Here is a 25,621-nt window from a genome sequence, read left to right on the forward strand (position 1 = left end):
TGCCTCCTTCGCCCCCCAGCGCCGCCGGCGCCAGTGACTCCACCACGCCTACCCCCCATCCGCCCATCCAGCCTCTGCGCCGCCACCGCCCGGCCTGCGTGCCGCGCGGCCGCTTTGCCTGGCTGACCGGCATCCTGAGCTGGACGGTGCTGATCGCCAACACCTTGTTCTGGTGCGCGCTGCTGTTCCCGCTCGCACTGCTGAAGCTGGTGCTGCCGTTCGCGGCCGTCCGGCGGCGGATCGATCCGGTGCTGAACGGGATCGCCACCGCGTGGATTTCCTGCAATACCGGATGGTTTGCATGGATCCAGCGCGAGCCGTGGGACGTCCAGGGCCACGACGGCCTGCGCTATGCCGACTGGTACCTGGTCAACTGCAACCACCAGTCGTGGGCGGATATCTTCGTGCTGCAGCGTTCGCTGAACCGGCGCATTCCGCTGCTGAAGTTTTTCCTGAAACAACAGCTTATCTATGTGCCGGTGATCGGGCTGGCGTGGTGGGCACTGGATTTCCCGTTCATGAAGCGCCATGGCAAGGCGGAGCTGCGCCGCAATCCGGCCCGCCGCCGGCAGGACCAGGAGACGGCGCGGCGCGCGTGCGCGAAGTTTTCGCTGGTGCCGACCAGCGTGATGGTGTTTGCCGAAGGCACGCGCTTTACCGAGGCCAAGCGCGAAGCGCAGGCATCGCCGTACCGGCATCTGCTCAAGCCCAAGGCGGGCGGGCTGGCGGTGGCACTGAATGCGATGGGTACCCGCTTCCGCTCGATGATCGACGCCACCATCGCATATCCGGACGGCACGCCGAGTTTCTGGGACCTGGCCTGCGGGCGCGCCGGCCGGGTGGTCGTGCGCATGCGGCAGTTGCCGGTGCCGCCGTCCTTCTGTGAGGCCGACTACGGCACCGACAAGGCCTTCCGCACGGCATTCCATCACTGGCTGGCCGATCAGTGGCAGGCCAAGGACAATGAGATCGACGCGCTGATGTCCCGGCGCGGCTGACCTTTGCTGCCGGCTGCCGGCCTAGCCCGGCAGCCGGTCCACTGCCCGCTTCCCCTGCCCGACCGCGGCCGTCAGCGACGGGCTGCCGGCGTTGTCGCTGTTGGCGATGCTGATATTGCCGACGCCGGCCAGGTTCGGCCAGGCGGCATCCGGTGCCACATTCTCTCCCGACAGGCTGTCCGGCATATAGCTGTAGCCATGCGCCCAGCGGTTGACGGTAATGCCGCGGATCACCTCCTTCGAAGCAAAGCCGGCACGCCCCAGCATGCGGTCGAGCTGCGCGCGGATCTCGCGTTCCAGCACCTCGAACGGCGTGCCGAGCAGGAAGGCGCGGCCGGCGCGGAAGCGGTCGCGCGCGCGCATGCCGCTGTCAGGCACGGTGGGCACGTACAGCATATGCAGCACGGCCGGGTCGGAGGGCTCGCGCCCTGCCGGCGGTTCCAGCCACAGGTCGGTATAGGCCATCGCCGGTGCGTGGATGCGGCGCGTGCGCAGCGCGGCGAAGGCCTGCCAGTGGTCGAGCGCCACCTTGGTGTACACCAGCGGCGCCTTGGCTTCGTCGTGCAGCACGGTCTTCTGCGCCGCGGGCAGCGACGGCAGCAGGTGCGGGATCATCATGTTGTAGCCGGCCAGCACCACATGGCGCGCCTCGACCCGGTGCAGGTTGCCGCCGAAGCCGTAGGTCACCCGCGTGATATTGCCGTCGGGCTCGACCGCGATGGCGGTGCTGTTCAGGCGCAGGCGGACCGGGGCGCCGTCGCGGTCCAGGCGGCTGTAGTCGAACGCCACCGTGACCACGTCGGCGGGACTGGCGACCGGTGCCACGCCGGGGATCAGGTTCTGCACCAGCAGCCGTGCCAGCGGGGCATTGCCGTCCGGAAACCACAGCCGCGAGGCCGGCGACTTGCCGAGCCGCGGGTTGACCACCGGCGGCGGCATGTTGGCGCCGGCGGGCAGGCCAATCGCGATGGCGTCGGCAACGGAGATGCCATCGGCATCGAGCGCATAGGCGTCGTTGGGCCGCCCGCGCAGGAAACGCTGGCCGGCCAGGCCGATGCCGGCCTTGTCGCGCAGGAAGGTGCTGTAGCGCAGCGTGCGCAGTGCGGCGGCACGCTCGGTGGCGGACATGCCCGGCAGGTAGTCGGTGGCGCCGGCGGCCAGCCGTGCCAGTGCGGCGCGGTCCGCGGCGGGCAGCGGCGTGTGGTCGAGAAAGCGTGCGAGCGTCGCGGCGTCGGGTCTGTCCGGCCGCTGCCCGCTGCGCGCATCGATCAGGTCCCCGAACGGATCGCCGGCCACCCACTGGTCGCTGCCGAAATGCTCGGCATCGAAGAACACCGCGCGGCCCATGCCCAGCGCGGCATAGGGGTCGGCAAGCGGGGCCTCTGGCTGGCGCGAGGCATCGAGTCCCAGACCCGCCAGCAGTTCGCGCACCGCGGCGTCGGTGGCGGCGCCGGGCGGCATTTCGGCGCTGCCGCCATAGGTCACCAGCCGCTTGCCGCGCACCGTGAACTCGTTGCGCTTGGCGTGGCCGCCGAAGTCGTCGTGGTTGTCGAGGATCAGGACGCGGCGGTTGGCGCCGAAGCGGCGCCGGTAGAACCATGCCGCGGCAAGCCCGCTGAGGCCGCCGCCTACCACCACCAGGTCGAACGCTTCGCGCGCCAGCACGCGCGGGTACTTTGCGCCTTCGCGCGCCAGGCTGTGGGCCAGCGTATAGGTGCCCTCGTGGTTGCCGCGCAGCCCGGTCAGCGCGGGCGGATAGGCGGACCCGCCCGCACCCTGCTGCGCATGCAGCCACTGCACGGGCGCCAGGCCGGCGGCGATGGTCAGGGCGGTGCCGTTGAGGAAGTCTCTGCGCGTGATCGTCATGGAGTGCTTGTCAGAAAGCCATCGGCTCAGCGCTGCGCGGCCAGCGCCTTGCGCCGCGCGCCCACCTCGGCTTCGGACACGGGCGCGGCGCGGTTGCCCCAGCCACCGCGGATAAAGGTCAGCACATTGGCCAGTTCCTGGTCGTTCAGGGTCCAGCCGTAGCCGGGCATGTGGTAGTCCGCCGGCGCGGTGCCGACGCGCGCGGTCACGGCGCCGTCGAGCAGCAGGTTGATCAGCGAGGCCGGGTCCGGATCGGCCACGGTCGGGTTGCCGGCCAGCGGCGGGAACACGCGCGCAAAACCCTTGCCGTCGGTGCCATGGCAAGGCATGCAGAACACCGCGTACTGGCGCGCGCCGGGCTGGTCGAAGCGGCCCTGGTGCAGCCGCTGCGCGGTGGCGGGATCGGGTCGGAACGGCTTGTCTTCGCCGCGCGCGCCGGGCACCGATTTCAGGTAGGCGGCGACGGCGTCGAGGTCTGCCGGGCTCATGTATTGCGTGGCGGTCGAAATCACCGTCGACATCGGCCCGAACGAGGTCGCATGCGCATTGCGCCCGGTGCGCAGGAACTCGGCGATATCCGCGCGCGACCACGCGCCCAGCCCGGTGATGTGGTCGCCGGTCAGGTTGGTGGCGGACCAGCCCTCCACGCTCGCACCGGCCAGGAAATGGCGGCTGCGCTCGTCCAGGCCCTTCTCGGCAAACAACTTGCCGCGCGGCGTGTGGCAGGCGCCGCAGTGGGCTACCGCCTGCACCAGGTAGGCGCCGCGGTTCCAGGCGTCGCCGCGCGTCGGGTCGGTGCGGACCGGGTCGTCATCGACGAACAGCAGGTTCCATACCGACAGCAGCCAGCGCATGCCGAACGGCCAGCGCATTTCCGGCGCAGGATGTTTTTGCGCGACCGGCGTGACTTCGGCGCGCAGGTAGGCGTACAGCGCCGCGACATCCTCGGGCCGCATGCGCGCGTACGACGGGTACGGCATCGCCGGATACAGCCGCTTGCCGTCCCTGGCCACGCCGTGGCGCACCGCGCGGTCGAACTCGGCCAGGGTATAGGCGCCGATGCCGCTGCCCGCGTCCGGCGTGATGTTGGTCGAATGGATGGTGCCGACGGCCGTGCGGATCGGCAGCCCCCCGGCGAACGGCTTGCCGCCTTCGCTGGTATGGCAGGCGACACAATTGGCAATGCGCGCCAGGTAACGGCCGCGCTCGATCTGCTGCGCGTCGGCGCCGTTGGCGGCCAGCGCCAGGCGCGCCGGCAGCAGCAGCGACAGCAGCATGGCGAACCACAGCCAGGGCATCGGGCGGGACATGGGGGCGGTCAGCGTGTCAGTGGCTGGAATTGTCGGGGGATGCGATGCATGCTGGCACAAAAGCGGCCGCTCAGGCCAGCGCCGCGTAAGCGAGCGTTGCCGGCAGCGGCGCCGACGCGGTGGACACTGCCCAGTTGGCCGCGAGCACCAGGCACGCCACCAGCCCGGCGGCCACGGCCACCCCGGTCAGGATCAGCGGCACGGGACGCAGGTTCTCCAGGTCGCGCTGGTGTTCCTGGCCCTTGCGCAGGCCGAAAAAGCCCCACAGCACGGTCTGCAACAGCCTCAACGGGTTCATGGCATCTCCTTGCGCAATGGACAGCGGATGTGTCGACAAGAGCGGATTATCGGCTGCAGGCGCCAGCCGTAACAGCATCAGATACCGGAGAAATATACGTATCAGTTTGCCGGCCGGGCGATAATGGCCGCCACCCCTCCCCGCTCCGCCAGCCCCCGATGAAACGGTACGAAGCCCTCGCCGAAACCCTGGCCGCCGATATCCGCAACGGCAGCCTGCCGCCGGGCACGCGCCTGCCGTCGATCCGCAAGACCGTGGCGCAGTACGGCGTCAGCCCTTCCACCGCGTTCCAGGCCTATTACCGGCTCGAAGAGCGCGGGCTGGTGCGGGCGCGCGAACGCTCCGGCTACTACGTGGCGGGGCCGGCACGGCGCGAACTGCCGCAGCCGCAGGCGCGGCCCTCGCGCCAGGTATCGACGCAGGTGGATATCTCCAAGCTGGTGTTTGCCGTGCTGGAAGGCGCGCGCGACCGCAAGCTGGTGCAGTTCGGCTCGGCCTTCCCGTCGCCGGAGCTGTTCCCGTGGGAGCGGCTGGGCAAGTCGCTGGCGCGCGCGGGCCGGGCGCTGGACCCGTGGCATTCGGTCAACGACCTGCCGCCGGGCAACACCGCGCTGCGCCGCCAGATTGCGCTGCGCTACCTGGGTGCCGGCGCGCCGCAGCCGGCCGACGATCTGATCGTCACCAACGGCGCGCTCGAGGGGCTGAACCTGTGCCTGATGGCGGTGACGCAGCCGGGCGACGTGGTGGCGATCGAATCGCCCGGCTTCTATGCCTCGCTGCAGGCGCTGGAGCGGCTGCGGCTCAAGGCCGTCGAGATCCCGGTCGACCCGGCCGAGGGCATCGACCTGGGCGCGCTCGACGCCGCGCTGTCGCGCCATCCGGTCAAGGCGTGCTGGTTCATGACGCAGTTCCAGAATCCGCTCGGCGCCAGCATGTCGGAGGACAAGAAGAACGCGCTGGTGGCATTGCTGGCACGCCACCAGGTGCCGCTGATCGAAGACGATGTCTATGGCGAGCTCTACTTCGGCAACCGCTGCCCGCTGCCGGCCAAGGCATTCGATACGCAGGGGCTGGTGATGCATTGCAGCTCGTTCTCGAAGACGCTGGCACCGGGCTTCCGTATCGGCTGGGTCGCGCCGGGGCGCTTTGGCGAGGCGATCCAGCGGCTCAAGCTGATGACCACGCTGTCGGCCGGCGTGCCCACGCAGGTAGCGCTGGCCGAATACCTGCAGCACGGCGGCTACGACAAGCATCTGCGCAAGCTGCGCCATGTGCTGGAGATGCAGCAGGGGCGGATGATCGATGCCATCGGGCAGCATTTCCCGGAGGACGTGCGCGTGTCGCGCCCGGAGGGCGGGTATTTCCTGTGGGTCGAGTTCGCGGCGGGGTTCGATGCGCTGGCGCTGCATCATGCGGCGCTGGAGGCGGGTATCGGCATTGCGCCGGGGCCGATTTTTTCGGCGCGGCAGGGGTATCGCAACTGCATCCGGCTCAACTATGGGCATTTGTGGAATGAGGAGGCGGAAGCGGCGATCGCCACGTTGGGGCGGCTGATTGCGCGGCAGAAGGTTGAGGTGGGATAGCGCGCGAGAAGACAAACTCCGGATGCCGCTGGTTTTCTCCCCGCTTGCGGGAGAGGGGAGCGTCTGCGTGGGCTCGCGGTCTTGTTCAATGATGCCGGGGTGCGATGCGCGCTGGATCGTCCTCCTGGGCCCTCCCCTAACGCGCGTCTCGATGCCGGCGCAGCGCCCACTCCAGCGTTTCGAACGCGGCCTGCACCACCAGCGCCAGCGCGGCTGCAGGGATCGCGCCAGCGAGCAGCAGCGTGGCATCGTTAAGCGCAAGCCCGGTAGCGATACGCTCGCCAAAGCCCCCCGCGCCGACAAAGGCCGCGATCGTCGCCGTACCCACGCTGATGATGGCCGCGGTCTTGACGCCGGCGAGCAGCACCGGCAGCGCCAGCGGCAGCTCCACGTAGCGCAGCACCTGCGGGCCGCGCAGGCCGAGCGCGCGCGCCGCGTCGCGCATGCCCTGGGGCACCTGCTCGAGCCCGGTGCTGGTATTGCGCACGATCGGCAGCAAGGCGTAGAGAAACAACGCCACCATCGCGGGCCAGACACCAATGCGGCCCAGCAGCGGAATCAGCATCGCCAGCAGCGCCAGCGACGGCACGGTCTGCAGCACGCTGACCACGCCCAGCACCACCTGCCCGGTGCGGCGCCGGCGCGCGGCCAGGATGCCGAGCGGTACCCCGACCAGCGTGGCCGCCCCGACCGCCCCCGCCACCAGACCGACATGGCGCCGCGCCAGCCGCGTGGTATCCGGGCCGAACAGTGCGGAGGCAAGCGTGCTGCGCGGCACGGTGTTGCCAGCGGCCTGCGCCTGCCCGGTAGTCCCCGCCAGGAACGCCCGCGCAATCGCATTGAACGGCTGCCCGTCGATCTCCGCGGCAGCGTTCATCGCGATCATGTCATCGGCGCTGACCCGGCCGGCCAGTTTTTGTAGCGCCTGCCACGCCTGCGGGAAGCGCTGCGGCACGTCGAGCCGGTACACCACCACCGCGTCATAGCGCGGAAAGTAATGCCGGTCGTCCTCCAGCACGCGCAGCTTGTACTTGCGGATCTTGGCGTCGGTGGAATAGATATCGATGGCATCGACCTGCCCCGCGGCCAGCGCTTCATAGGCGACGCCGTGGTCCAGCCCCACCGGACGTTGGGGCAGCCGATAGCGGCTCGCCAACCCCGGCCATCCGTCGGCGCGGCCGAGGAACTCGTGCGACAGGCCAAGCCTCAGTTGCGGCTGCGCGGCCAGGTCGCTGAGCCGGCGCAGCTTGCCGACGTGCGCGTCGGACACGGCGAGCGCGTAGGTGTTCTCGAACCCTAGCGGGATCGCGGCGCCCAGTCCCATCGGCGCCAGCGCCTTCTGGATGGCGTCGAGCCCGGCGCCGGGCGGCAGCTTCAGGATCTCGGCGGCCAGGGTGCCGGTGTAGTCCGGGTAGAGGTCGATGCTGCCGGCCTTCAGCGCCTCGAACACGATCGCGGTATTGCCGAGCCCCTGGTGGTGTTGCGCTGTGCCGGTGGGGCCGGCGGCGTTGGTCAGCAGCTCGCCCAGGATGTACGACTCGGTGAAGCGCTTGGAGCCGACACGCAACGGATCGGCCGCGCGCGCGGGCATGGCGGCCGCAAGTGTCGCGGCAAGCACTCCGGCGACGACGCGCCAAAGCGCCGCCCGCCCTGCTCTCCCGATATCCCGACTGCCGCGGATCCAAGCCAAAACGTCTGCCCCGATGGTGGGCCGGTGTGCGCCCGGCATCGCTACATCATAGCCGCCGCATGCGCTTATCCCTAAATAGTATTTGCCATATGCATGGTGAAGCCATCAGAATCCGGATTACACATACATCGATCCCCCGCCATGGAAATCCGGCAACTGGAAGCCTTCGCCGCAGTCGTGACCACTGGCAGCGTTACCGCCGCCGGGCGATTGCTCGGCCGCTCGCAGCCGGCCATCACCCGGTTGATCCAGGAGCTGGAGGCGGAGCTCGGCTTCGCGCTGTTCGCCCGCAGCGGCCCGCGCGTCAGCCCGACCGAACAGGGGTTCCTGCTCTACGACGAGGTCGAGCAGACGCTGGCCGGCATGCAGCAGATCCGCACACGGGCGGCGGCATTGGCGCGCGGCGAGGGCCGCCCGTTGCGGATCGCCGCCACGCCCGCACTGGCTGCGGGGCTGCTGCCGCCGGCACTGGCGCTGGCCTTCGAGCGCGGGCTGTGCACGCCGGAGCGCGTGGAGGTGCAGAGCGTGTCGCCCGAGCAGGTAGTGCACGCGGTGCTGACCGGCGCCGCCGAGATCGGCCTGAACAGCCTGCCGCTGGAGCACCGCGGCGTGACCGTCCACTGGATCGGCCAGTCCGCGTGCGTGGCCGCGGTCCGCAACGACGATGCGCTCGCCGCAAGGCGCACCATCGCGCTGCAGGACTGCGGCGCGCGCCGCATCGTCACCATGCAGAACCCCTACCGGCTGCGCCGCCGCGTCGACCGCGCGCTGGCGGGCGCGGGCGTGCCGGCCGCCGGCGTGATCGACACCAATACCTCGATCAGCGCGCTGACGCTGGTGCGCGCCGGACTCGGCATCGCCGTGCTCGAGCCCGTGACCGCGCGCGGCCTGCCGCTGGCCGATATCGCGGTGCGGCCGATCGATGTCGATATCCCCTTCTATTTCGGCGTGATCACGCCGCAGGCGCGGCCTGCCAGCACCGCCGTGCTGGGGCTGGTGCAGGCGGTGGCCGATGCCGCCGCCGCGCTGCTGCCCGACCTGGTGCGGCGCGCGCCCGCCGAACATGGCGCGCTGCTGCAATCGCTCTATGGCGATGCGGCCGATGCCGAAACGCTCTTGCAAGATGCCGGATCCTCAAGCCATGACTGACCAACACGCCCTTAATCCTGCCGGCCTCGCCGCGCTCGAAGCCCGCCTGCGCCAGGACCTGTCCTGGCTGGAATTGCCGGCCAGGGCCTGGACCATGCCACGCAGCCATGACGGCAAGGACGTGCTCGATGTCGCCATCATCGGCGGCGGCATGGCCGGGCTGGCGGCCTGCGCCACGCTGACGCACCTGGGCATCCGCGTGCGCGCCTTCGACCGCGCGCCGGCCGGCCTCGAAGGCCCGTGGGCCACCACCGCGCGCATGGAAACGCTGCGCTCGCCCAAGCAACTGACCGGCCCCGCGCTGGGGCTGCCAGCGCTGACCTTCCGCGCCTGGTTCGAAGCGCAGTTCGGCGACGCCGCGTGGCAGGCGCTGGACAAGATCCCGCGGCTGCAATGGATGGACTACCTGCGCTGGTACCGGCACGTGCTGGAGCTGGATATCCGCAACGACCACCGTGTCGACCAGATCGTGCCGCGCGCCGACGGGCTGGTGGCGCTGTCGATGCATTCGCCCGACGGTCCACACACCGTGCTGGCCCGCCGCGTAGTGCTCGCCACCGGCCGCGACGGCCTGGGCGGCGCCTACGTGCCACCGGTGGCGGACCAGTTGCCGCGCCACCTGTGGGCACACTCGTCCGACGACATGGACTACGCCACGCTGCGCGGCAAACGCGTGGGCGTGGTCGGCGCCGGTGCGTCGGCGATGGACAGCGCCGCCACCGCGCTGGAAGCAGGCGCCGCCAGCGTCGAGATGCTGGTGCGCAGGCCGGACATCCCGCGCGTCAACAAGAGCAAGGGCGCCGGCAACCCGGGGCTCACGCATGGCCATTTCGGGCTGCCCGATGCGTGGAAATGGCGGCTGCGCCATTACATCAACGCGCAGCAGGTGCCGCCGCCGCGCGGCAGCACGCTGCGCGTATCGCGCCATGCCAATGCGTATTTCAACCTCGGTGCGGCGCTGGAATCGATCGAAGCGCAAGGCGATGTGCTGCACGTGCGCACGCCGCAGGGCACGTTCGAGCTGGACTTCCTGATTTTTTCGACGGGCTTTCGCATCGCGCTGGAAACGCGGCCCGAGTTTGCCGCCTTCGCCCCGCATATCCGTTACTGGCGCGACCGCTACACGCCGTCGCAGGGGCAGGAAGACCGCGAGCTGTCCGACTCGCCCGACCTCGGCGAAGCCTTTGAATTCCGGGAAAAGACCGCTGGCGCCTGCCCGGGCCTCACGCGCATCCACTGCTTCTGCTATCCGGCGGCGCTGTCGCACGGCACCGTGTCGGGCGATATCCCGGCCATCAGCGACGGCGCGCGCCGGCTCGGCCAGGGCATTGCCGCGCTGCTGTACCAGGAAGACGTGGAACTGCACTACGCTGCGCTGCAGGCCTATGCCGAGCCCGAAGTCTTTGGCGATGAATGGACGCCGGCCCCGCCGCCGGCGCAGCGCACCACCAAGGTTTGAACCCGACACACCGACCTGAACCCAGAAAGTCCGATGACCCAGCCCCAAGCCTCCACGGTCGACCTGATCGACCAGCTCACCGGCCTTGCGCCGGGCAGCGCCACGCATGCGCTGCGCCACCAGCGCGACAAGGTCGTGGCCGCCACGCAAGGCAGCTATGACGCGCTGTTCGACCCCGCCCTGCCCGGCCTGTCGCTGGAAGAACGCCTGCTGGTCGCGCTGTACGCGGCACGACTGACACCGTCGCCGACGCTGGCCGCGCACTACCGCGCACGGCTCGAACAGGCCGGCGCCGATGCCGGCCATCTGCGCATCACGGCCGAAGGTCATCCGGAAGACCTCAGCGATGCGCGCCTGCGCGCGATGCTGGTCTTTACCCGCAAGCTGATCGAAAAACCGGTCGAAGGCGACAAGGCCGCGCTGCAGGCGCTGCCGGCCGCGGGGCTGAGCACGCCTGCGGTGGTCACGCTGGCGCAGCTGATCGCCTTCCTGTCATACCAGGTGCGGCTGGTGGCCGGCCTCGACGCATTGAAATCCCTGAACGACGCCGCAGGAGCGCAGGCATGAGCGAGATCATCAAATCCCACGGCTTCACCAATGAAGTGCTGGACTGGAAGGCCTGGCTCGATGTGGTGGAACTCGACCAGGCCACGCCCGAGCAGATCGCCGTGCTGGAGGAAAGCCATCCCAAGGCCAAGGTGCAGGACTACTACCGCTTCCTGGTGCACCAGCCCGAAATCCTGCGCCAGCGCTCCACTGCGTTCAACGCCATCATGTATGCGCCGGGCGGCATGCCGCGGGCGGAGCGGGAACTGGCTACTACGGTGGTGTCGCGGGTGAACGGCTGTGTGTATTGCGCGTCGGTGCATGCGCAGCGCTTCGAGCAACTGGCCAAGCGCAATGATGTGATCCGGGAAGTGTTCGAGGATCCGCGCACGGCGGGGACTACGGCGCGGGAGCAGGCGATCGCGAAGTTCTCGATCGAGCTGACCGAGCGGCCGGCGGAGGTGACGGCGGAGCAGTTAAAGCCGCTGCGTGAGGCGGGGGTTTCGGATGCGGAAATTCTGGATTTGATTCACTCGGTGGCGATTTTTGCCTGGGCGAACCGGTTGATGTTGAATTTGGGGGAGCCGGTATTTCCGCAGGAGCAGGTGGCGGAGTAATTGGTTTGCTCTCCCGCTTGCGGGCGCAGGCATACCGACGCGCTTTACTTCGTTGATGCTCCGGCCCTCTCCCCCACCCCTCTCCCGCGCGCGGGAGAGGGGAGCGTATGCGTGGGATCGTGGTCTTGTTCAAACGATGCGTGATTCAGACGCGCGCGTGCGATGCGCGAGCCTGCACTGTTGCTAGCTCTCGCCACTCCCATAATGCACCGCCAGCCAGACTGTCGGCTGCGTTGCATCGGTCCACGCCACCCGATGCCGGCAGTGCGCCGGCAGGTGCAGCCAGTCGCCAGGCCGCATCGTATGCAGCCCCGGCTGGCCTTCCAATTCAAGCGCAGCACTGCCGCTCACCACCAGCACCCACTCCGCTTGCGCACTGTCATACCAGAACCCTTCCGGACTGGCCTGACCGTCGGAGACAATGCGCTCGATCTTCAGGCCGGGGCGCTCCAGCAGCGGCTGGAAAATCTCGTCGGCCGCGCCGGCCGGCACGTCGACCAGCAGGTTTCCATGCTCAGGCTTCATCCGGGCCTCCCTGAAAAGCGTCAGTCCCCCGGCCCCGGCGCCAGCACGTCGCGCGCACCATTGCGGCCCATCGGGGATACCAGCCCGGCAACCTCCATCTGTTCGATCAGCCGCGCAGCCCGGTTGTAGCCGATGCGCAGTTGTCGCTGTACCGCCGAGATCGACGCGCGGCGGCTGGTCAGCACGAAGCTGGCGGCCTCGTCGTAGAGCGGATCCGCCTCGCCATCGCCGCCGTCGCCGAACAGGTCGGCGCCGCTGGCTTCGGCCGGGTCGCCGGCGAGGATGGCTTCTTCGTAGTCGGGCTCGCCGAACTGCTTCCAGTGCTCGACCACGCGATGCACTTCGTCGTCGGCGACAAACGCGCCATGCACGCGCTGCGGATAGCCGGTGCCCGGCGGCAGGAACAGCATGTCGCCCTGGCCGAGCAGGCTTTCGGCGCCCATCTGGTCGAGGATGGTGCGGGAATCGATCTTGGACGAGACCTGGAACGCCACGCGCGTCGGGATATTGGCCTTGATCAGGCCCGTGATCACGTCCACCGACGGGCGCTGCGTGGCCAGGATCAGGTGGATGCCGGCGGCGCGCGCCTTCTGCGCCAGCCGCGCGATCAGTTCTTCGATCTTCTTGCCGGCGACCATCATCAGGTCGGCCAGCTCGTCGATCACCACCACGATCATCGGCAGCCGCGACAGCGGCTCGGGCGCGTCCGGGGTCAGCGAGAACGGATTCGGCACCTTGTGCCCGGCGGCGTCGGCGGCGCGGAGCTTCTGGTTGTAGCCGGCGAGGTTGCGCACGCCCAGCGCTGACATCAGCTTGTAGCGCTTTTCCATCTCGCCGACGCACCAGTTGAGCGCGTGCGCGGCCTGCTTCATGTCGGTGACCACCGGTGCCAGCAGGTGCGGGATGCCCTCGTAGACCGACAGCTCCAGCATCTTCGGGTCGATCATGATCAGACGCACGTCTTCCGGCGTGGCCTTGTACAGCATCGACAGGATCATCGCGTTGACCGCCACCGACTTGCCCGAGCCGGTGGTACCGGCCACCAGCAGGTGGGGGGCGCGGGCCAGGTCGGTCACCACCGGGTTACCGGTGATGTCCTTGCCCATCGCCAGCACCAGCCGCGAATGGTGGGCCTGGAACGAGGCCGCGTTGACGATCTCCGACAGCCGGATCATCTGCCGGCGCGCATTGGGCAGCTCCAGCCCCATGCAGGTCTTGCCGGGAATGGTCTCGACCACGCGGATCGACGTCACACCCAGCGCGCGCGCCAGGTCCTTCATCAGCCCGACCACCTGCGCGCCGCGCACGCCCATGGCGGGCTCGACTTCGAAGCGCGTGATCACGGGACCGGCACCGGCGCCGACCACGGCGACGGGCACCTTGAATTCCGCGAGACGCTGGGCGATCAGCTCGCCGGTTTCTCGCAGGCGTTCTTCCGAGACCTGCTCGGCACTGTCGACTTCGCTCTCGAGCAGGTCGGCGGGCGGCAGCCGGTAATCGACGATCGGGCGCGGCGCCGGCGGTACCGGCACTGGCGCGGGTGCCGCCGCGGGCTGGACGGCGGACAGCGGCACGGTGCGGCCGACCACGGCCGGCAGCACGATACGGGGCTTGGGCGCGGGCGCTTGGGGCGCGGCGTTGGCCGGAGGTTCGATGGCTTCTTCGACTTCCTCGACTTCAGCGGGCTCAGCGCCTTCGGTCGCTTCGGTCGCTTCGGTCGCTTCGGTCGCTTCGGTCGCTTCGGTCGCTTCGGTCGCTTCCGCAGGTTCCGTCGTTTTGACGGCTTCGTCGGATTCAGCTGGTTCGAGCGGCGCCGCTTCCCCGGCCACCGCGTCGGCCGCTTCGCCAACGAGGTCATTGCCATCCATCAGCGCTTCAGCGTCGGCTTCGGCGGCTGGCTGCTCGACGAGGGGTTCAGGACCACTCCCCTCCTCTTCCATCGCCGAGGTGGCTACGGCTTGTGCCACGGCGCCGGCCTCGGTGACCTCGGTCTGCGCCTCTGGGGCTTCGGCCACATCCTGCGGTTCGATGTCCGGCTCGTCCTGTACTGCCTCTGCCAGGACGTCAGTTACGGCTTCGGCTTCGGCTTCGGCTTCGGCTTCGGCTTCGGCTTCGGCTTCGGCTTCGGCTTCGGCTTCGGCTTCGAAGGCGATGCTCTCGGGTTCGGGAAGTTCAGGGTCGACGGCAATCTCAGCGGCCCGCGCCGTGACGACATGGGTCACCGGCTCGGGCTCGATTGCCGCTTCGGGAGCCGGAACGGGATCGGCCATCACGGACTTGCGCGCCAGCGCCTGCAGTTCAGCCAGCAGATCCAGCGCTTCCTGGCGGATGGCAGCCAGCGTGGCTGCGTCGGCTTCGTCCACGACGATTTCCGGCACGGCATCGACGGCGAAATCGGGCTCGGACTCGGCAAGCGCTGTCTCTACAGCCATCTCCACCGCCGTCTCCACAGTCGTCTCCACAGCCGACGTCTCGGTGGCGATAGCAACCGGTGCTTCCGGCTCGGCCACAGCCTGTACCGGCACAACAGCCGGTTCAGGCACAACAACAGGCGCTTCGGCCGGCGCAGGCACGACAGGTGCCGCCGCAGCAGCCGGCACGGCCACAGTCGCGGTGGCCGCAACCGTCGCTGTCGCCGCTGCAGCGCTCTTGCCCGCCGCCTCCGGCAGCGTCGTGATCGCCGAACGCACCAAGGGCTGCGGCTGCCGGAACGGGCTGCTGACCACCGTGGCGCGTAGCGGCTGCGCAGGCTTCGATGCCGCTGCCGGCGCAGGCGCCGGTGCGGCAGGGGTCATGGGCTTGCGCGCCGGCGTCGGCGCTGGCCGCGGCGCGGGGGCAGCATGGGCGCTCGCTGGTGCGGCGCCGGCCGCAGCAGTGCGTGCCGGTTTAGCCGCGCCCGGCGCGTCAGCATGATGCAGCCAGATCTCGCCCGGCTGCGGCGGCGATTCGCGCGTGCGGCGCGGCGGTTGCCAGGCGGGCTGGCGCCGCGCGGACACGGCTTCGAAGCTGCGATGGCGCGGCGGCGGCGCGGTCCAGCCGGCATTGCCGGCGGAGGCGGCATCCCAGCGCTCGGTCTCGCGCAGCGGTTGCGTAGTGGCGAAGGTGGCCGCGGGTTCGTCAGGCGCGGCGTCGGCGGCCGGCGCGCGGCGCGGCTTGCGCGAGAACAGGCTGCGCCAGGTCTCGCCGAACACCATCGGCGCGGCCAGCGCCAGCACGACCAGCATCAGCAGCAAGGCGCCGGTCCAGCCGAACAGGTTGCCCATCATGCCGGCCAGCGCGCGGCCCGCCGAACCGCCGGCGCTCGATTCCGGATCGGTGCCACCGGTCAGCGCTTCCAGGCAGGCACTGGCGCACAGCACGGCCAGCGTGCCCAGCCACACGCGCAGCGAGCCCGGCCCGGCCAGCCGGCGCTCGCCGGCAAGCCAGCGCGACACCAGCCGCCAGACCAGCGGCACCACCCAGAAAGTCGAAACACCGAACCAGCCCAAACCCATTATCGACATGCCATGTTCAAAACTACGGGCAGCGATTGTAGCGGTTATGACAGGCGCCCATTGGATCGGAAAGCGCAAATATTCGTAACGCGGCGGCTAAAGTGTGGGTGATGCGTGCGTTTTTGCCGCGCGGCAACGGAGCATTTGCGCCGCTGATGCGGCGCCCTGCCCCGCCGCGCTACCATGCGGCAAACTGAAGCACCAACCGAGTCGCCAACCGCATCCCCATGCCGATCCGCTACGCCAGCCTGCGCATCCTTGTCGTCGAGGACCATCCGTTCCAGCGGCTCGCCGCCGAAGGCCTGCTGCAGCGCCTGGGCGTGCAGGCCGTGGTCCTGGCGGAAAACGGCACGCAGGCGGCCGAGATCCTGGCGCGCGAACCGTTCGACGTGGTGTTGTGCGATATCGAAATGCCCGGCGGCAACGGTCCCGAGCTGATTGCCGAGCTGCACCGGCGCGGTCCGCAAGCCTTTGCCGGGACGCCGCCGGTGTGGGTCTGGGTCACCGCGCTGGCCGAAGACATCATGGATTCCCACCGCGGCCTGGCGCATGCGGCGGGCATCGCACGCGTGCATGCGCTGCGCAAGCCGCTGTCGCGCGATGCGCTCGAAGAGATCCTGGACGACGCGCTGGTGCGCCGGCAGCCGGACGCCGCGCTGCCGGCATGGTCGCCGGACGATGCCGAACTGCTTGGCGCGATGCGGTCAGGGGCCGATCTGCTGGTCATGCTGCAGCCCCAGCACGATATCGCCAGCGGCCGGCTGGCCGGCGCCGAGGCGCTGGTACGCTGGCGTCATCCGGTGCACGGCCTGGTGCGGCCCGAGAGCTTTATCTCGCGGCTGGAAGCGCTGGACGCGGCCGATACGGTGTTCTTCTTCGTCGCGCGGCATTGCGTGCAGGCGCAGCAGCAGCTGCGCGCCGCCGGCATCGAAATCCCGCTGGGCCTCAATGCCTCGGCGCAGACCTTGTGCCGGCCCGGCCTGCTGGAGCAGTTCGATGCACTGGTGGCCGCCAGCGGCGTGCCGCGGCAGGCGCTGACGGTGGAGCTGACCGAAGGCTACCCGGTGCGCGACGCGCTGGCGTTGTCGGTGGTCCTGAACCGGCTGCGGCTACTGGACTATGGCGTGGCGATCGACGATTTCGGCGTTGGCATCGCCACGCTCAAGCTGCTGGCGGATCTGCCGTTCACGCAACTGAAGCTGGACCGCTCCTTCGTGTCCGAGGTGGACGGCCACGGCCAGCGCGCCGCGATCTGCCGCAACATGATCGCCCTGGCCCGCGACCTGGGCCTGGAATGCATAGCCGAAGGCGTGGAAACCGACGGGCAGCGCGCCGCACTACTGGCGTTGCACTGCCCGCTGGGCCAGGGCTACCTGTGGTCGGCGCCCAAGCCGCTGGAGGCCTTTATCGCCGACGCCATCGACCGCGCGACGCCCACAGCCTAGTACTCACTGCCCCGCACGGAACGGATACTTCGCGAAAATCTGCGCCACGGTCTTGTCGATATGCTGCTGCGCGTTGGCCTGGTCGCGCGCATCGACGCTGCCCACCGCCACGCCTTCCCACACCAGCTTCATCTGCCGGCGGTCGACCAGGTCGATATTGAGGGTGCCCTCGGTGTAGCTGTAGACGTCGTTGTAGAAGCCATAGCCCGGCCACGGCGCGTACAGGCCGCCGCGATAGCCGTAGTACCCCATCATCGGCACCGGCGCCGGGCTGACCTGCACTTTTTCCTGCAGGCGCGCATTGAAGTTGACCAGCAGGTCGGGCGACTGCGGCACGTAGCGGTAGCCGCGCGCCGACATCTCGCGCTGCACGGCGGTCTTCAGGTACTGGGTGGTCAGGCTTTCATAGCCCTGGCGGTCGGTGCCGGGACGCTCGACGAAGCCAAAGCTGCGATAGGCGCTGAAGTCGGCGCCGCGGTGGTAGTCGGTCTTGATGTCGGGCCCGGTGGCGCAGCCTGCCAGGGTCAGTGCCGCGGCCACGGCCGGTAGGAACAGCCGGAAGGATTTCACGATACGTCTCCAGGAAGCCACGCCCCGCGCGTCCGCACGGCCTCCGTCAAGTCCGCCATCGCCAGCGGCGCCGGGGACGCGCCGCGGCGCCGTGGAGACTCGGCAAGCCGCCGGACTAGTTCAGCTTGCCGTTGATGCCGCCCACGCTGAGCCGGCCCGCGCCCAGCAGGGCCACCGCTATCGCCGCGGCCAGGTACATGCCCTGCAACTCCAGCGCCCAGCCGCCGGTCTTGGACAGCATGCCGAATTCCTTGGCATGCACCAGCCCCAGCGCGAACAGCATGTTGATTGCGATGATCACCGCCGCCAGCCGGCTCCACAGCCCGATGATCAGCAGGATTGGCGCCACCACCTCCCCGATATAGACACCATAGGCGACCCATTCCGGCAGCCCGGCGTCCGCGACCACCTTCGCGATGAAGCCGATGCCCGACGCGCCTAGCAGCTTGGCGAGGCCGTGCATCAGGATCAGCACGCCAAGCACGATGCGCAGCAGCGCCTTGCCCAAGTCCTCTGCCCCCTGAGAGCCGTTCATGGCCATTCTCCTTGCGAGTGATGTGCGGAAATCCGGGCCATGCGCCTTTACCCTCACGCGCAGGCTTCGCCCATGTACCTTAGTGCGAGCCGGCGTGAAGGTAAAGCCGCAAGGATGAAACGAGTGATGCGCCTCCAAACGGCCAGCCGGGCACCTTGCCGGTGCCGCCAACGCCGCCTTTCGCTACACCATCCGGTGCATCCCGGGCGGCTTCGGCGCCTGCATGCCGACGACCTGCGCGCACTCGGGCAGGACCTCGCCCAGGAAATCCAGGAAGCGCCGCGTGGCCGGCGTCACGCCCTTGCGCGACGGAAACACCGCGTGCAGCGTGCCGACCGGCATTTCAAATTGCGGCAGCACCAGTTCCACCTGGCCGCGCTCGAGCGCTTCACGGCAGTACATGCGCGGCAGCATGGCCACGCCGATGCCGGCGATGGCCGCTTCGAGCAGCAGCGCGAACTCGTCGGTGACCAGGCGCGGGTCGTAGGCGATCTGGATCGATTCGCCGCTCTTGCCACGCAGAATCCACACGTGCTTGCCATCGTGCGGTTTCTGTCCGACGCCCGGCATGCCCTCCAGCGCCTGCGGCGTGCGCGGCCGCCCGATGCTGTCGAGCAGCGTGGGGCTGGCTACCAGCATCAGCTGGCTTTCGCCGAAGGTGCGCACCGCCAGGCTGGAATCCTCCATCACCTCGCGCACGCGCAACGCCAGGTCAAAGCCTTCGCCGATCACGTCCACGCGCCGGTTGGTGGTCTCCAGCTCGATGCGCACCCCCGGATTGGCGCGCATGAAATGGCCGATCGCCGGCGCCAGCAGGTTCTGCGCAACGCCGACCGGGCAGCTGACGCGCAGGTCGCCGCCGGGCTGTTCGCGCGCCTGCTCGATCACTTCGCGGGCGGCCGCGGCCTCGCTGACCATGGCCCGGCAGCGCTCATAGAAGGCCTCGCCCAGCGGCGTCACGCGCACTTGGCGCGTGGTCCGGCGCAATAGCTGTACGCCCAGGTCCCGCTCCAGCTGGGCGATGCGCCGGCTCAGGCGCGACTTTGGCACCCCGGTGGCGCGGCTGGCGGCGGAGAAGCTGCCGTGTTCGACCACCTGGGCAAACAGGGACAGGTCATTGAGGTCTTGCATGGTAAGGCTCCGGAATCACTGCGCCGCCTGCGCCGGGCCGCGCTGGCCGACAATGACGGCAGATTGGCGTTGCAGCGATAGAACAATCATTTGCATTTTGCCTCACTACCGATACCAATGGCCAGCCAGTATCTTTCTTCCATTGCAACCGCACCTTGTGGAGAAAGACATGAACATCCTGCAGATCGATTCCAGCGTCCTCGGCGACAACTCCGTTTCGCGCAGCCTGACCGCCACCGTGGTGGCCGACCTGGTCGCCGCTAACCCGGGCGCCACCGTGACCGTGCGCGACCTCGACACGGACGCCCCGGCGCACCTGTCCGGCAACCTGCTGCCGGTGCTGGGCGGCCCCAAGGACGGCCTGAACGCCGTGCAGGAAGCCGAGCTGCAGCGCACCGAGCAGTGGCTGGCCGAGTTCCTCGCGGCCGACGTGCTGGTGGTGGGCGTGCCGCAGTACAACTTCAGCATCCCGAGCCAGCTCAAGGCCTGGATCGACCGCATTTCGCAGGCCGGCCGCACCTTCAAGTACACCGAGAACGGCCCGGTGGGCCTGGCCGGCGGCAAGCGCGTGATCGTGGTGTCGTCGCGCGGCGGCGTGCGCCAGGATGCCAATGAGCTGGACCTGCACGAAAAGACCGTCGACGTGGTGTTCCGCTTCCTCGGCATCACCGACATCACCTACGTGCGCGCCCACGGCCTGGCCATGGGTCCGCAGTTCCGTGAAGCAGGCCTGGCCAGCGCCCGCACCGAGATCGCGGCGCTGAACGACGCGAGCCGCCTGGCGGCCGCCTGAGCGGCTTGACGGGATGCCCGGCGACGGGCCGGCGCTGTAGGACGGCGCCGGCTCGCTCCGGGGACGGAACAGGTCTATGATGGGTTGGGGCGCTACGGCGCCCCGCGTGCCATTGGCGGCGCGCTGGCACTGGGGGCAAGCCCGTGCCGGCACACCGCCCGCGCAGTTTGTCCGCGCAGGCCCGTGTCCTAGCCCGCAGTCATCGACCGATCATCCCCGGGAGCCCGCATGACTTCAGCCCTGTTGCCCGCCGCCGCCCTCCATCCCCCGCACGAACCCGCCCTGCTTTCGCAGTATCGCCACGTACGCGCCGTCACCGAAGCCATGGTGGCCGACCTGTCCGATGCCGATGCCACCGTGCAGTCCATGGAAGACGCCAGCCCGGCAAAATGGCACTTGGCGCACACGACCTGGTTCTTCGAGGAATTCGTGCTGGCCGCGCGCATCCCGGACTACGAGCCGGTGGACCCGGACTACCGCTACCTGTTCAACTCGTACTACGAAGCGGTCGGGCCACGCCATCCGCGCCCGCAGCGCGGGCTGCTCAGCCGCCCCTCGCTGGACGAGGTGCTGGCCTACCGCGAGGCGGTGGACGAATCGATGATGTCATTGCTGGGCAGCGCCCAGACCGACGACGAGGCCGCGCTGATCACGCTCGGCCTGCACCACGAGCAGCAGCACCAGGAACTGCTGCTGACCGACATCCTGCACCTGTTCGCGCAGAACCCCTTGCGCCCGGCCTTCGCGCCGGACCTGACCGCGCCGGTAATCGCCGACCCGCGCCCGGCGCCGGAATGGATCGGCTTTGACGGCGGCGTGGTCGAGATCGGCCATCGCGGCGACGACTTCGCCTTCGACTGCGAAGGCCCGCGCCACAAGGTCTACCTGCAGCCCTTTACGCTGTGCTCGCATCCGGTCAGCAACAAGCAATGGTTCGAGTTCATCGAGGACGGCGGCTACCAGACCTCGGGCCTGTGGCTGTCGGATGGCTGGCGCTGGGTGTGCGAGCAAGGCATCCAGGCCCCGCTCTACTGGGAGGCGCGCGAAGGCACCTGGTGGCAGATGACGCTGCGCGGCATGCATCCGGTCGACCCGGAAAGCCCGGTCACGCACGTCAGCTTCTACGAGGCCGAGGCCTTTGCCCGCTGGGCCGAGCGCCGGCTGCCGACCGAAGCGGAATGGGAACACGCGGCGCGCGGACTGCCCGCGACAGGGAATTTTGTCGAGGGGCGCGTACTGCGGCCGCTGCCGGACCGGCAGAACACCTCGGGCGTGCTGCGCCAGATGTTTGGCGATGTGTGGGAATGGACCGGCAGTGCCTTTCTGCCATACCCGGGCTTCCGGCCCACTGCGGGCGCGGTGGGTGAGTACAACGGCAAGTTCATGAGCGGCCAGATGGTGCTGCGCGGCGGATCGTGCGTCACGCCGGAATCGCACATCCGGGCCACGTACCGCAATTTCTACTATCCGCACCAGCGCTGGCAGTTCACGGGGGTACGGCTGGCCGATGACGTCTAGGCCGATGCCAGCCACCGCCACGCCAGCCAGGCCAGCGCTACCCAGACCAGCACGATGACCACGGCGGCCGCGCGATTGCGCGGCCGTTTTGCATGGGTGGCCTGCCAGGCTTCGGCCCGGCCGCGGCATTCGTCCTTCACCGCCACCGGAACCATGCGCAGCGCCAGCCAGATGCCCAGCGGCACCAGCAGCACGTCATCGACATAGCCCAGCACCGGGATGAAATCCGGGATCAGGTCGATCGGGCTGAAGGCGTAGGCCACCACCAGCGCGGCCAGCACCCGCGCGCCCAGCGGCGTGCCGGGGTGGCGGCTGCAGAACCACAGCGTCAGCAGGCTGGCCTTGAGGCCGCGCGCCCACTGGCGCAGGCGTGCGCCGATTGCCATCGCCACGATCCGCGCTTACCAGCCCTTGCTCTTCGGCGGCTGCCCGGCGGGCTGCTGCGCCGCGGGGCGCTGCCCGCCCGGCTCGCCGGTGGGCGCCTTCAGCGGCGGCGCCGCCACGAACGGCGTCTGCGGGTACAGCTTCTGCCAGCGCGCCTTCAGGCCGTTGGCGATCTCGGCCTGGTTGTAGCGCTCGGCGAAGTCGATCACGGTCATGCCCTGCTGGTTCTTCAGGCGCATGTCGGCGCCTTCGTCCAGCAGCAGCTTGACGGTCTCGATGTGGCCGCCGCGCGCCGCCATCATCAGCGGCGTGCTGCCGTTGGGGCTTTCGGCGTCGATATAGGCGGCATGGTCGACCAGGTACTTGACCACGTTGTTGTGGCCATTGGTGGCCGCGTAGTGCAGCGGGGTCCAGCCGGTCTTGTTGATCTCGGCCTCCATCTCGTCGACCATCAACTTGACCATGTCGAGCTGGCCCTGCAGCGCGGCCATCATCAGCGGGGTCTCGCCGGCCGGGTTGGCCTTGTCGAAATCGATGTCCCTGGCGCGGATCAGCACGGTGGCCGCCTTCAGCGATTTCTCGCGCAGCGCCACCACCAGCGCCGGGTTGCCGCGGCTGTCGACCACGTTCGGGTCGACGCCCTTGGCCAGCAGCTTCTTGACGGTGTTGGCGTCGTCGAACTCGACCGCCTTGCGCATATCGTCGGCGGGCGTGGCCTGCGCCAGCGTGGCGGCGGCCAGCACCAGCGCGCCGGCGGCGTGCCGGACAAACTTCATGTCAAACATGAGGGTTCCTGTCGATGTGCTTGAAAAGCTTGAAGAAATTTTCGGTGGTCTGCTCGGCCACCTGCTCCACGGGAATACCGCGAAGCCGGGCAATGAACTCGCCTACATGACGCACCCAGGCCGGCTCGTTGGTCTTGCCGCGGTACGGCACCGGCGCCAGGTACGGCGAATCGGTCTCGATCAGCATCCGCTCCAGCGGCACCTTGCGCGCGGTTTCCTGCAGGTCGGCCGCGCTCTTGAAGGTGACGATGCCGGAGAACGAGATATGGAAGCCCTCGTCCAGGGCCTGGCGGGCGACGTCCCAGGTCTCGGTAAAGCAGTGCATCACGCCGCCGGCCTCGCGCGCGTTTTCTTCGCGCATCAGCCGCAGCGTGTCGTCGGCGGACGAGCGGGTATGGATGATCAGCGGCTTGCCGGTCTGGCGCGCGGCGCGGATATGGGTGCGGAAGCGTTCGCGCTGCCACTCCATCTCGGCGATGCTGCGGCCATTCAGCCGGTAGTAGTCGAGCCCGGTCTCGCCGGTGCCGACCACGCGCGGGTGGGCGGACAGCTCGACCAGGCGCTCCACCGTCGGGTCCTCGCCCTCTTCATAGTCAGGATGGACGCCGACCGACGCGTACAGGTTGGGATGCTGCTCGGCCAGCGCCAGCACGCGCGGGAAATCTTCCAGCGTGACCGAGATGCACAGCGCATGCGTGACCTGGTTGGCACGCATGTTCTCCAGCAGCTCCGGCAGCCGCGCGGCCAGTTCGGGGAAATCGATATGGCAGTGGGAATCGACAAACATCAGAAATCTCTTATGGAGGCACAGGCCGGTTCAGGCTTGCTGGCTGCCGTCCACGCGGCGGCCGACGATGATCAGGTCGCGCTCGACGCCATCGAGCACGGCCACGCGCGGCAGGTCGCCCCAGCGGGTGAAGCCCATCGCCGCGAACAGGCCCAGGCTGGGCGCATTGTGGCCGAAGATAAAGCCGAGCAGCGTATTGACGCCGACCCGCGGCGCATGGGCGATGGCCTGCTGCAGCAGGTAGCGGCCCAGTCCCTGGCCGCGGCGCTGCGCGTCCAGGTAGATCGACACTTCGGCGGTCGCGCCATAGGCGGGGCGGCCGTAGAAATCGGAGAAGCTCATCCAGCCGGCCATCTGGCCGTCGCCGTCCTCGCAAACCCACAGCGGGCGGCGCCGGGGCTCGTGGGCGTCAAACCAGGCCTGGCGCGAGGCCACGCTGACCGGCTCGGTATCGGCGGTGACCATGCGCGAAGGCACGGTGCTGTTATAGATGGCGACGATGCCCGGCAGGTCGCGGGGCTCGGCAATACGCAGGGTAAATCGCGGCGAGTTCATTAAAAATCAAAGGGTTGCGAGGCAACGCTCGCAACGTTCATAAAGTTTGCGTGGGGCGCCCGGACTCCAGCAGCTTGCCCAGGATTTCCTCCACCGCGCGGCGCAGGTTGCGCCCGTTGTCGTCGTCGGGGAAATGCACGCCGACGCCGGGGGTCTTCATCGGCGTGCCGGCCGGGGTGATCCAAGCCACATGGCCGGCGATCTGGTATTTCTGCGGCCGGTCCAGCAGCGACAGCACCAGGAACACCTGCTCGCCCAGCCGGAACGGCCGGTTCGACGGCACGAAGATGCCGCCCCGGGCCAGGAACGGCATATAGGCCGCATACAGCCCGGCCTGGTCCTTGATCGACAGCGACAGCACATTGGGGCGCGATGCCGCCCCGCTGCCCGTTGGTGCCGCCGGCGGCGTGCCGGTGACTGCGGTGTTCATGGTTGACCCCTTGAATGACGATCGGTGCAGCTTATTGTTATGGCCTTTGTTCTGAAACGGTGCAACGTTTAGTGTCCTGTTCCGCAAATACCTTGCCATGGCAAGCTATCTACGGAACAGGACACTAGCGGAACAGCTGCCGGTACTCCAGGAATACCGCCTCCATCACCAGCCGCGCCGCCAGCGGATGATTCTCGCTGCGGCGGTGCGCGGTGAGGCGGGCGGCGTAGGCCTGCAGCCGGTGCGCGTCGGTAGCTGCCGCGCAGCGCGCCAGCGCGGCACGCTCCTTCGGGAAATAACGTGGCAAAGACGGCGGCGCGGTGCTGCCGGCGCCATCCAGGCGCAGCTTCAGCAGATCGTACGTCCAGCGCTGCAGGATGCCAAGCACGGCCGGCACCGGCAGCTTCTGCAGTTGCTCGGCTGCCGCGGCGGCGTCGAACGCCGCGCCGACGCCCAGCTGGCCGACCAGCCAGCGCTGCAGCGGCTGCTCCTCGGCCTCGGCCGCGTGCAGCGCGGTCAGCGGCGAGCCGCCGGCCTGCGCCAGCTGCGCCTCGGCATCCGCCACGCCCTGCCCGCGCAGCCATGCCAGCGCGGCTTCCGGCGTCGGGCGCTGCGCCGAGAACTGGCGGCAGCGCGACAGGATGGTCGGCAGGATGCGGTCGAGCCGGTCGGTCACCAGCAGGAACACGGTGGACGGCGGCGGCTCTTCCAGTGTCTTCAGCAGCGCGTTGGCCCCCTCCGTTTGCAGCGCATCGAGCGGATACACCACCACCACGCGCAGGCCGGCGCGGTGCGTGCCGACGCTGACGGCGTCGATCAGCGCGCGCACCTGCTCCATGCGGATGATCTTGCTGGGCGCCTTTTTCTTGCCGCTGTCGTCGGCGTCGGGCTCGGCCGACGCGTCCAGCGCCTCGGGCCGCACCACGGTGAAGTCGGGGTGGTTGCCCTGGCTGAACCAGTGGCAGGCGGCGCACTGCCCGCAGGGCTGGCCATCGGGCAGCGGCGCCTCGCACAGCAGGCCCTGCGCGAAATGCAGCGCCAGGTCGCGCTTGCCGATGCCTTGCTGGCCGTGGATCAGCAGGGCATGCGGCAGCCGTTCGCGCATCGCGCCGAGCCGTTGCCAGTCTTCCTTCTGCCAGGGATAGAGCATGCG

At 69.1% G+C, this 25,621-nt stretch carries 24 protein-coding genes; 9 read left to right on the top strand and 15 right to left on the bottom strand.

What is annotated here, in order from left to right; all coding sequences use genetic code 11:
• The first annotated feature begins 98 nt into the window (after positions 1-98).
• Positions 99-998 carry an acyltransferase gene (locus AB1I47_RS12280; protein WP_354684108.1) on the top strand — a complete coding sequence of 300 codons (900 nt, stop codon included), beginning with the start codon at positions 99-101 and terminating at the stop codon, positions 996-998.
• A gap of 21 nt (positions 999-1,019) precedes the next feature.
• Here the strand turns inward: AB1I47_RS12280 and AB1I47_RS12285 are convergent, their stop codons facing one another.
• From AB1I47_RS12285 to AB1I47_RS12295, 3 genes are all read right to left on the bottom strand, one after another.
• A complete protein-coding gene (locus tag AB1I47_RS12285; protein WP_354684026.1) occupies positions 1,020-2,864 on the bottom strand; it encodes an NAD(P)/FAD-dependent oxidoreductase in 1,845 nt (614 codons plus the stop codon).
• 26 nt (positions 2,865-2,890) lie between these two features.
• Positions 2,891-4,174, bottom strand: coding sequence for a cytochrome c (locus AB1I47_RS12290; RefSeq protein ID WP_407935827.1), 1,284 nt, complete (start codon positions 4,172-4,174; stop codon positions 2,891-2,893).
• Between the two features lie 70 nt (positions 4,175-4,244).
• Positions 4,245-4,472: a DUF2970 domain-containing protein gene (locus tag AB1I47_RS12295; RefSeq protein WP_354684027.1), complete on the bottom strand. Its 228-nt coding sequence runs from the start codon at positions 4,470-4,472 to the stop codon at positions 4,245-4,247.
• A 158-nt stretch (positions 4,473-4,630) separates the two neighbouring features.
• On the opposite strand from AB1I47_RS12295, the gene AB1I47_RS12300 reads away from it, so the two are divergent.
• Positions 4,631-6,055, top strand: coding sequence for an aminotransferase-like domain-containing protein (locus tag AB1I47_RS12300; RefSeq protein ID WP_354684028.1), 1,425 nt, complete (start codon positions 4,631-4,633; stop codon positions 6,053-6,055).
• 136 nt (positions 6,056-6,191) lie between these two features.
• Here AB1I47_RS12300 and AB1I47_RS12305 read toward each other — a convergent pair whose 3' ends face one another.
• The gene (locus AB1I47_RS12305; RefSeq protein WP_354684029.1) at positions 6,192-7,646 is read right to left on the bottom strand and encodes a glycine betaine ABC transporter substrate-binding protein; all 1,455 of its coding nucleotides are present in this window, start codon (positions 7,644-7,646) and stop codon (positions 6,192-6,194) included.
• A 240-nt stretch (positions 7,647-7,886) separates the two neighbouring features.
• On the opposite strand from AB1I47_RS12305, the gene AB1I47_RS12310 reads away from it, so the two are divergent.
• Genes AB1I47_RS12310 through AB1I47_RS12325 form a run of 4 tightly spaced genes read left to right on the top strand, consistent with a single transcriptional unit; the run spans position 7,887 to position 11,516 of the window.
• Positions 7,887-8,894 (top strand): LysR family transcriptional regulator, encoded by a 1,008-nt coding sequence (locus AB1I47_RS12310; RefSeq protein WP_354684030.1) that lies wholly within the window; start codon positions 7,887-7,889, stop codon positions 8,892-8,894.
• Positions 8,887-10,353 (top strand): NAD(P)/FAD-dependent oxidoreductase, encoded by a 1,467-nt coding sequence (locus AB1I47_RS12315; protein WP_354684031.1) that lies wholly within the window; start codon positions 8,887-8,889, stop codon positions 10,351-10,353. Before AB1I47_RS12310 ends, AB1I47_RS12315 begins: the two co-directional genes overlap by 8 nt.
• A 33-nt stretch (positions 10,354-10,386) precedes the next feature.
• Positions 10,387-10,920, top strand: a complete 534-nt coding sequence (locus AB1I47_RS12320; protein WP_354684032.1) for a CMD domain protein — start codon at positions 10,387-10,389, stop codon at positions 10,918-10,920.
• Positions 10,917-11,516: a peroxidase-related enzyme gene (locus AB1I47_RS12325; protein WP_354684033.1), complete on the top strand. Its 600-nt coding sequence runs from the start codon at positions 10,917-10,919 to the stop codon at positions 11,514-11,516. The genes AB1I47_RS12320 and AB1I47_RS12325 overlap by 4 nt, the downstream gene beginning before the upstream one ends.
• Positions 11,517-11,699: 183 nt before the next feature.
• On the opposite strand, the gene AB1I47_RS12330 is transcribed toward AB1I47_RS12325, so the two are convergent.
• Together AB1I47_RS12330 and AB1I47_RS12335 are read right to left on the bottom strand one after the other, a co-directional pair.
• Positions 11,700-12,041, bottom strand: a complete 342-nt coding sequence (locus tag AB1I47_RS12330; protein WP_354684034.1) for a cupin domain-containing protein — start codon at positions 12,039-12,041, stop codon at positions 11,700-11,702.
• 20 nt (positions 12,042-12,061) lie between these two features.
• The gene (locus AB1I47_RS12335; protein ID WP_354684110.1) at positions 12,062-15,535 is read right to left on the bottom strand and encodes an FtsK/SpoIIIE family DNA translocase; all 3,474 of its coding nucleotides are present in this window, start codon (positions 15,533-15,535) and stop codon (positions 12,062-12,064) included.
• A gap of 227 nt (positions 15,536-15,762) precedes the next feature.
• Between AB1I47_RS12335 and AB1I47_RS12340 the strand changes: the two genes are divergently transcribed.
• Positions 15,763-16,980, top strand: coding sequence for an EAL domain-containing response regulator (locus AB1I47_RS12340; RefSeq protein ID WP_354684035.1), 1,218 nt, complete (start codon positions 15,763-15,765; stop codon positions 16,978-16,980).
• A 3-nt stretch (positions 16,981-16,983) separates the two neighbouring features.
• On the opposite strand, the gene AB1I47_RS12345 is transcribed toward AB1I47_RS12340, so the two are convergent.
• The 3 genes from AB1I47_RS12345 to AB1I47_RS12355 all read right to left on the bottom strand — a co-directional run bounded on the left by AB1I47_RS12345 (position 16,984) and on the right by AB1I47_RS12355 (position 19,216).
• Complete coding sequence (locus tag AB1I47_RS12345) at positions 16,984-17,550, bottom strand: DUF4136 domain-containing protein (protein ID WP_354684036.1); 567 nt, start codon at positions 17,548-17,550, stop codon at positions 16,984-16,986.
• Between the two features lie 115 nt (positions 17,551-17,665).
• Positions 17,666-18,085 (bottom strand): DoxX family protein, encoded by a 420-nt coding sequence (locus AB1I47_RS12350; RefSeq protein WP_354684037.1) that lies wholly within the window; start codon positions 18,083-18,085, stop codon positions 17,666-17,668.
• 183 nt (positions 18,086-18,268) lie between these two features.
• The gene (locus AB1I47_RS12355; protein ID WP_354684038.1) at positions 18,269-19,216 is read right to left on the bottom strand and encodes a LysR family transcriptional regulator; all 948 of its coding nucleotides are present in this window, start codon (positions 19,214-19,216) and stop codon (positions 18,269-18,271) included.
• Positions 19,217-19,385: 169 nt separating this feature from the next.
• Here AB1I47_RS12355 and AB1I47_RS12360 point away from each other — a divergent pair, with 169 nt between their 5' ends.
• Together AB1I47_RS12360 and egtB are read left to right on the top strand one after the other, a co-directional pair.
• The gene (locus tag AB1I47_RS12360) at positions 19,386-20,009 is read left to right on the top strand and encodes an FMN-dependent NADH-azoreductase (protein ID WP_354684039.1); all 624 of its coding nucleotides are present in this window, start codon (positions 19,386-19,388) and stop codon (positions 20,007-20,009) included.
• Between the two features lie 228 nt (positions 20,010-20,237).
• On the top strand, positions 20,238-21,527 hold the full coding sequence (egtB, locus tag AB1I47_RS12365) for an ergothioneine biosynthesis protein EgtB (protein WP_354684040.1): 1,290 nt from the start codon (positions 20,238-20,240) through the stop codon (positions 21,525-21,527).
• Here egtB and AB1I47_RS12370 read toward each other — a convergent pair.
• The 6 genes from AB1I47_RS12370 to AB1I47_RS12395 form a co-directional block, all read right to left on the bottom strand.
• Positions 21,524-21,913 (bottom strand): YkvA family protein, encoded by a 390-nt coding sequence (locus AB1I47_RS12370; RefSeq protein WP_354684041.1) that lies wholly within the window; start codon positions 21,911-21,913, stop codon positions 21,524-21,526. The two genes, egtB and AB1I47_RS12370, sit on opposite strands and share 4 nt — an antisense overlap.
• Before the next feature lie 15 nt (positions 21,914-21,928).
• Entirely contained in the window at positions 21,929-22,696 is a 768-nt protein-coding gene (locus tag AB1I47_RS12375; protein ID WP_354684042.1) for an ankyrin repeat domain-containing protein, read from the bottom strand.
• Entirely contained in the window at positions 22,689-23,483 is a 795-nt protein-coding gene (locus AB1I47_RS12380; RefSeq protein ID WP_354684043.1) for a TatD family hydrolase, read from the bottom strand. The genes AB1I47_RS12375 and AB1I47_RS12380 overlap by 8 nt, the downstream gene beginning before the upstream one ends.
• Positions 23,484-23,513: 30 nt before the next feature.
• On the bottom strand, positions 23,514-24,038 hold the full coding sequence (locus AB1I47_RS12385; protein ID WP_354684044.1) for a GNAT family N-acetyltransferase: 525 nt from the start codon (positions 24,036-24,038) through the stop codon (positions 23,514-23,516).
• Positions 24,039-24,075: 37 nt separating this feature from the next.
• On the bottom strand, positions 24,076-24,468 hold the full coding sequence (locus AB1I47_RS12390; protein ID WP_354684045.1) for a PilZ domain-containing protein: 393 nt from the start codon (positions 24,466-24,468) through the stop codon (positions 24,076-24,078).
• Positions 24,469-24,592: 124 nt separating this feature from the next.
• Complete coding sequence (locus AB1I47_RS12395; RefSeq protein WP_354684046.1) at positions 24,593-25,618, bottom strand: DNA polymerase III subunit delta'; 1,026 nt, start codon at positions 25,616-25,618, stop codon at positions 24,593-24,595.
• Between the last annotated feature and the right edge of the window lie 3 nt (positions 25,619-25,621).

It is taken from the genome of Cupriavidus necator, assembly GCF_040578825.1.
Lineage (GTDB): Bacteria > Pseudomonadota > Gammaproteobacteria > Burkholderiales > Burkholderiaceae > Cupriavidus > Cupriavidus necator_E.

Coding starts and splice junctions, on each gene's coding strand:
- AB1I47_RS12285 (WP_354684026.1), bottom strand. CDS start 2,864: ATGACGATCACGCGCAGAGACTTCCTCAACGGCACCGCCCTGACCATC.
- AB1I47_RS12290 (WP_407935827.1), bottom strand. CDS start 4,174: ATGTCCCGCCCGATGCCCTGGCTGTGGTTCGCCATGCTGCTGTCGCTG.
- AB1I47_RS12295 (WP_354684027.1), bottom strand. CDS start 4,472: ATGAACCCGTTGAGGCTGTTGCAGACCGTGCTGTGGGGCTTTTTCGGC.
- AB1I47_RS12300 (WP_354684028.1), top strand. CDS start 4,631: ATGAAACGGTACGAAGCCCTCGCCGAAACCCTGGCCGCCGATATCCGC.
- AB1I47_RS12305 (WP_354684029.1), bottom strand. CDS start 7,646: ATGCCCGCGCGCGCGGCCGATCCGTTGCGTGTCGGCTCCAAGCGCTTC.
- AB1I47_RS12310 (WP_354684030.1), top strand. CDS start 7,887: ATGGAAATCCGGCAACTGGAAGCCTTCGCCGCAGTCGTGACCACTGGC.
- AB1I47_RS12315 (WP_354684031.1), top strand. CDS start 8,887: ATGACTGACCAACACGCCCTTAATCCTGCCGGCCTCGCCGCGCTCGAA.
- AB1I47_RS12320 (WP_354684032.1), top strand. CDS start 10,387: ATGACCCAGCCCCAAGCCTCCACGGTCGACCTGATCGACCAGCTCACC.
- AB1I47_RS12325 (WP_354684033.1), top strand. CDS start 10,917: ATGAGCGAGATCATCAAATCCCACGGCTTCACCAATGAAGTGCTGGAC.
- AB1I47_RS12330 (WP_354684034.1), bottom strand. CDS start 12,041: ATGAAGCCTGAGCATGGAAACCTGCTGGTCGACGTGCCGGCCGGCGCG.
- AB1I47_RS12335 (WP_354684110.1), bottom strand. CDS start 15,535: ATGGGTTTGGGCTGGTTCGGTGTTTCGACTTTCTGGGTGGTGCCGCTG.
- AB1I47_RS12340 (WP_354684035.1), top strand. CDS start 15,763: ATGCCGATCCGCTACGCCAGCCTGCGCATCCTTGTCGTCGAGGACCAT.
- AB1I47_RS12350 (WP_354684037.1), bottom strand. CDS start 18,085: ATGAACGGCTCTCAGGGGGCAGAGGACTTGGGCAAGGCGCTGCTGCGC.
- AB1I47_RS12355 (WP_354684038.1), bottom strand. CDS start 19,216: ATGCAAGACCTCAATGACCTGTCCCTGTTTGCCCAGGTGGTCGAACAC.
- AB1I47_RS12360 (WP_354684039.1), top strand. CDS start 19,386: ATGAACATCCTGCAGATCGATTCCAGCGTCCTCGGCGACAACTCCGTT.
- egtB (WP_354684040.1), top strand. CDS start 20,238: ATGACTTCAGCCCTGTTGCCCGCCGCCGCCCTCCATCCCCCGCACGAA.
- AB1I47_RS12370 (WP_354684041.1), bottom strand. CDS start 21,913: ATGGCAATCGGCGCACGCCTGCGCCAGTGGGCGCGCGGCCTCAAGGCC.
- AB1I47_RS12375 (WP_354684042.1), bottom strand. CDS start 22,696: ATGTTTGACATGAAGTTTGTCCGGCACGCCGCCGGCGCGCTGGTGCTG.
- AB1I47_RS12380 (WP_354684043.1), bottom strand. CDS start 23,483: ATGTTTGTCGATTCCCACTGCCATATCGATTTCCCCGAACTGGCCGCG.
- AB1I47_RS12385 (WP_354684044.1), bottom strand. CDS start 24,038: ATGAACTCGCCGCGATTTACCCTGCGTATTGCCGAGCCCCGCGACCTG.
- AB1I47_RS12390 (WP_354684045.1), bottom strand. CDS start 24,468: ATGAACACCGCAGTCACCGGCACGCCGCCGGCGGCACCAACGGGCAGC.
- AB1I47_RS12395 (WP_354684046.1), bottom strand. CDS start 25,618: ATGCTCTATCCCTGGCAGAAGGAAGACTGGCAACGGCTCGGCGCGATG.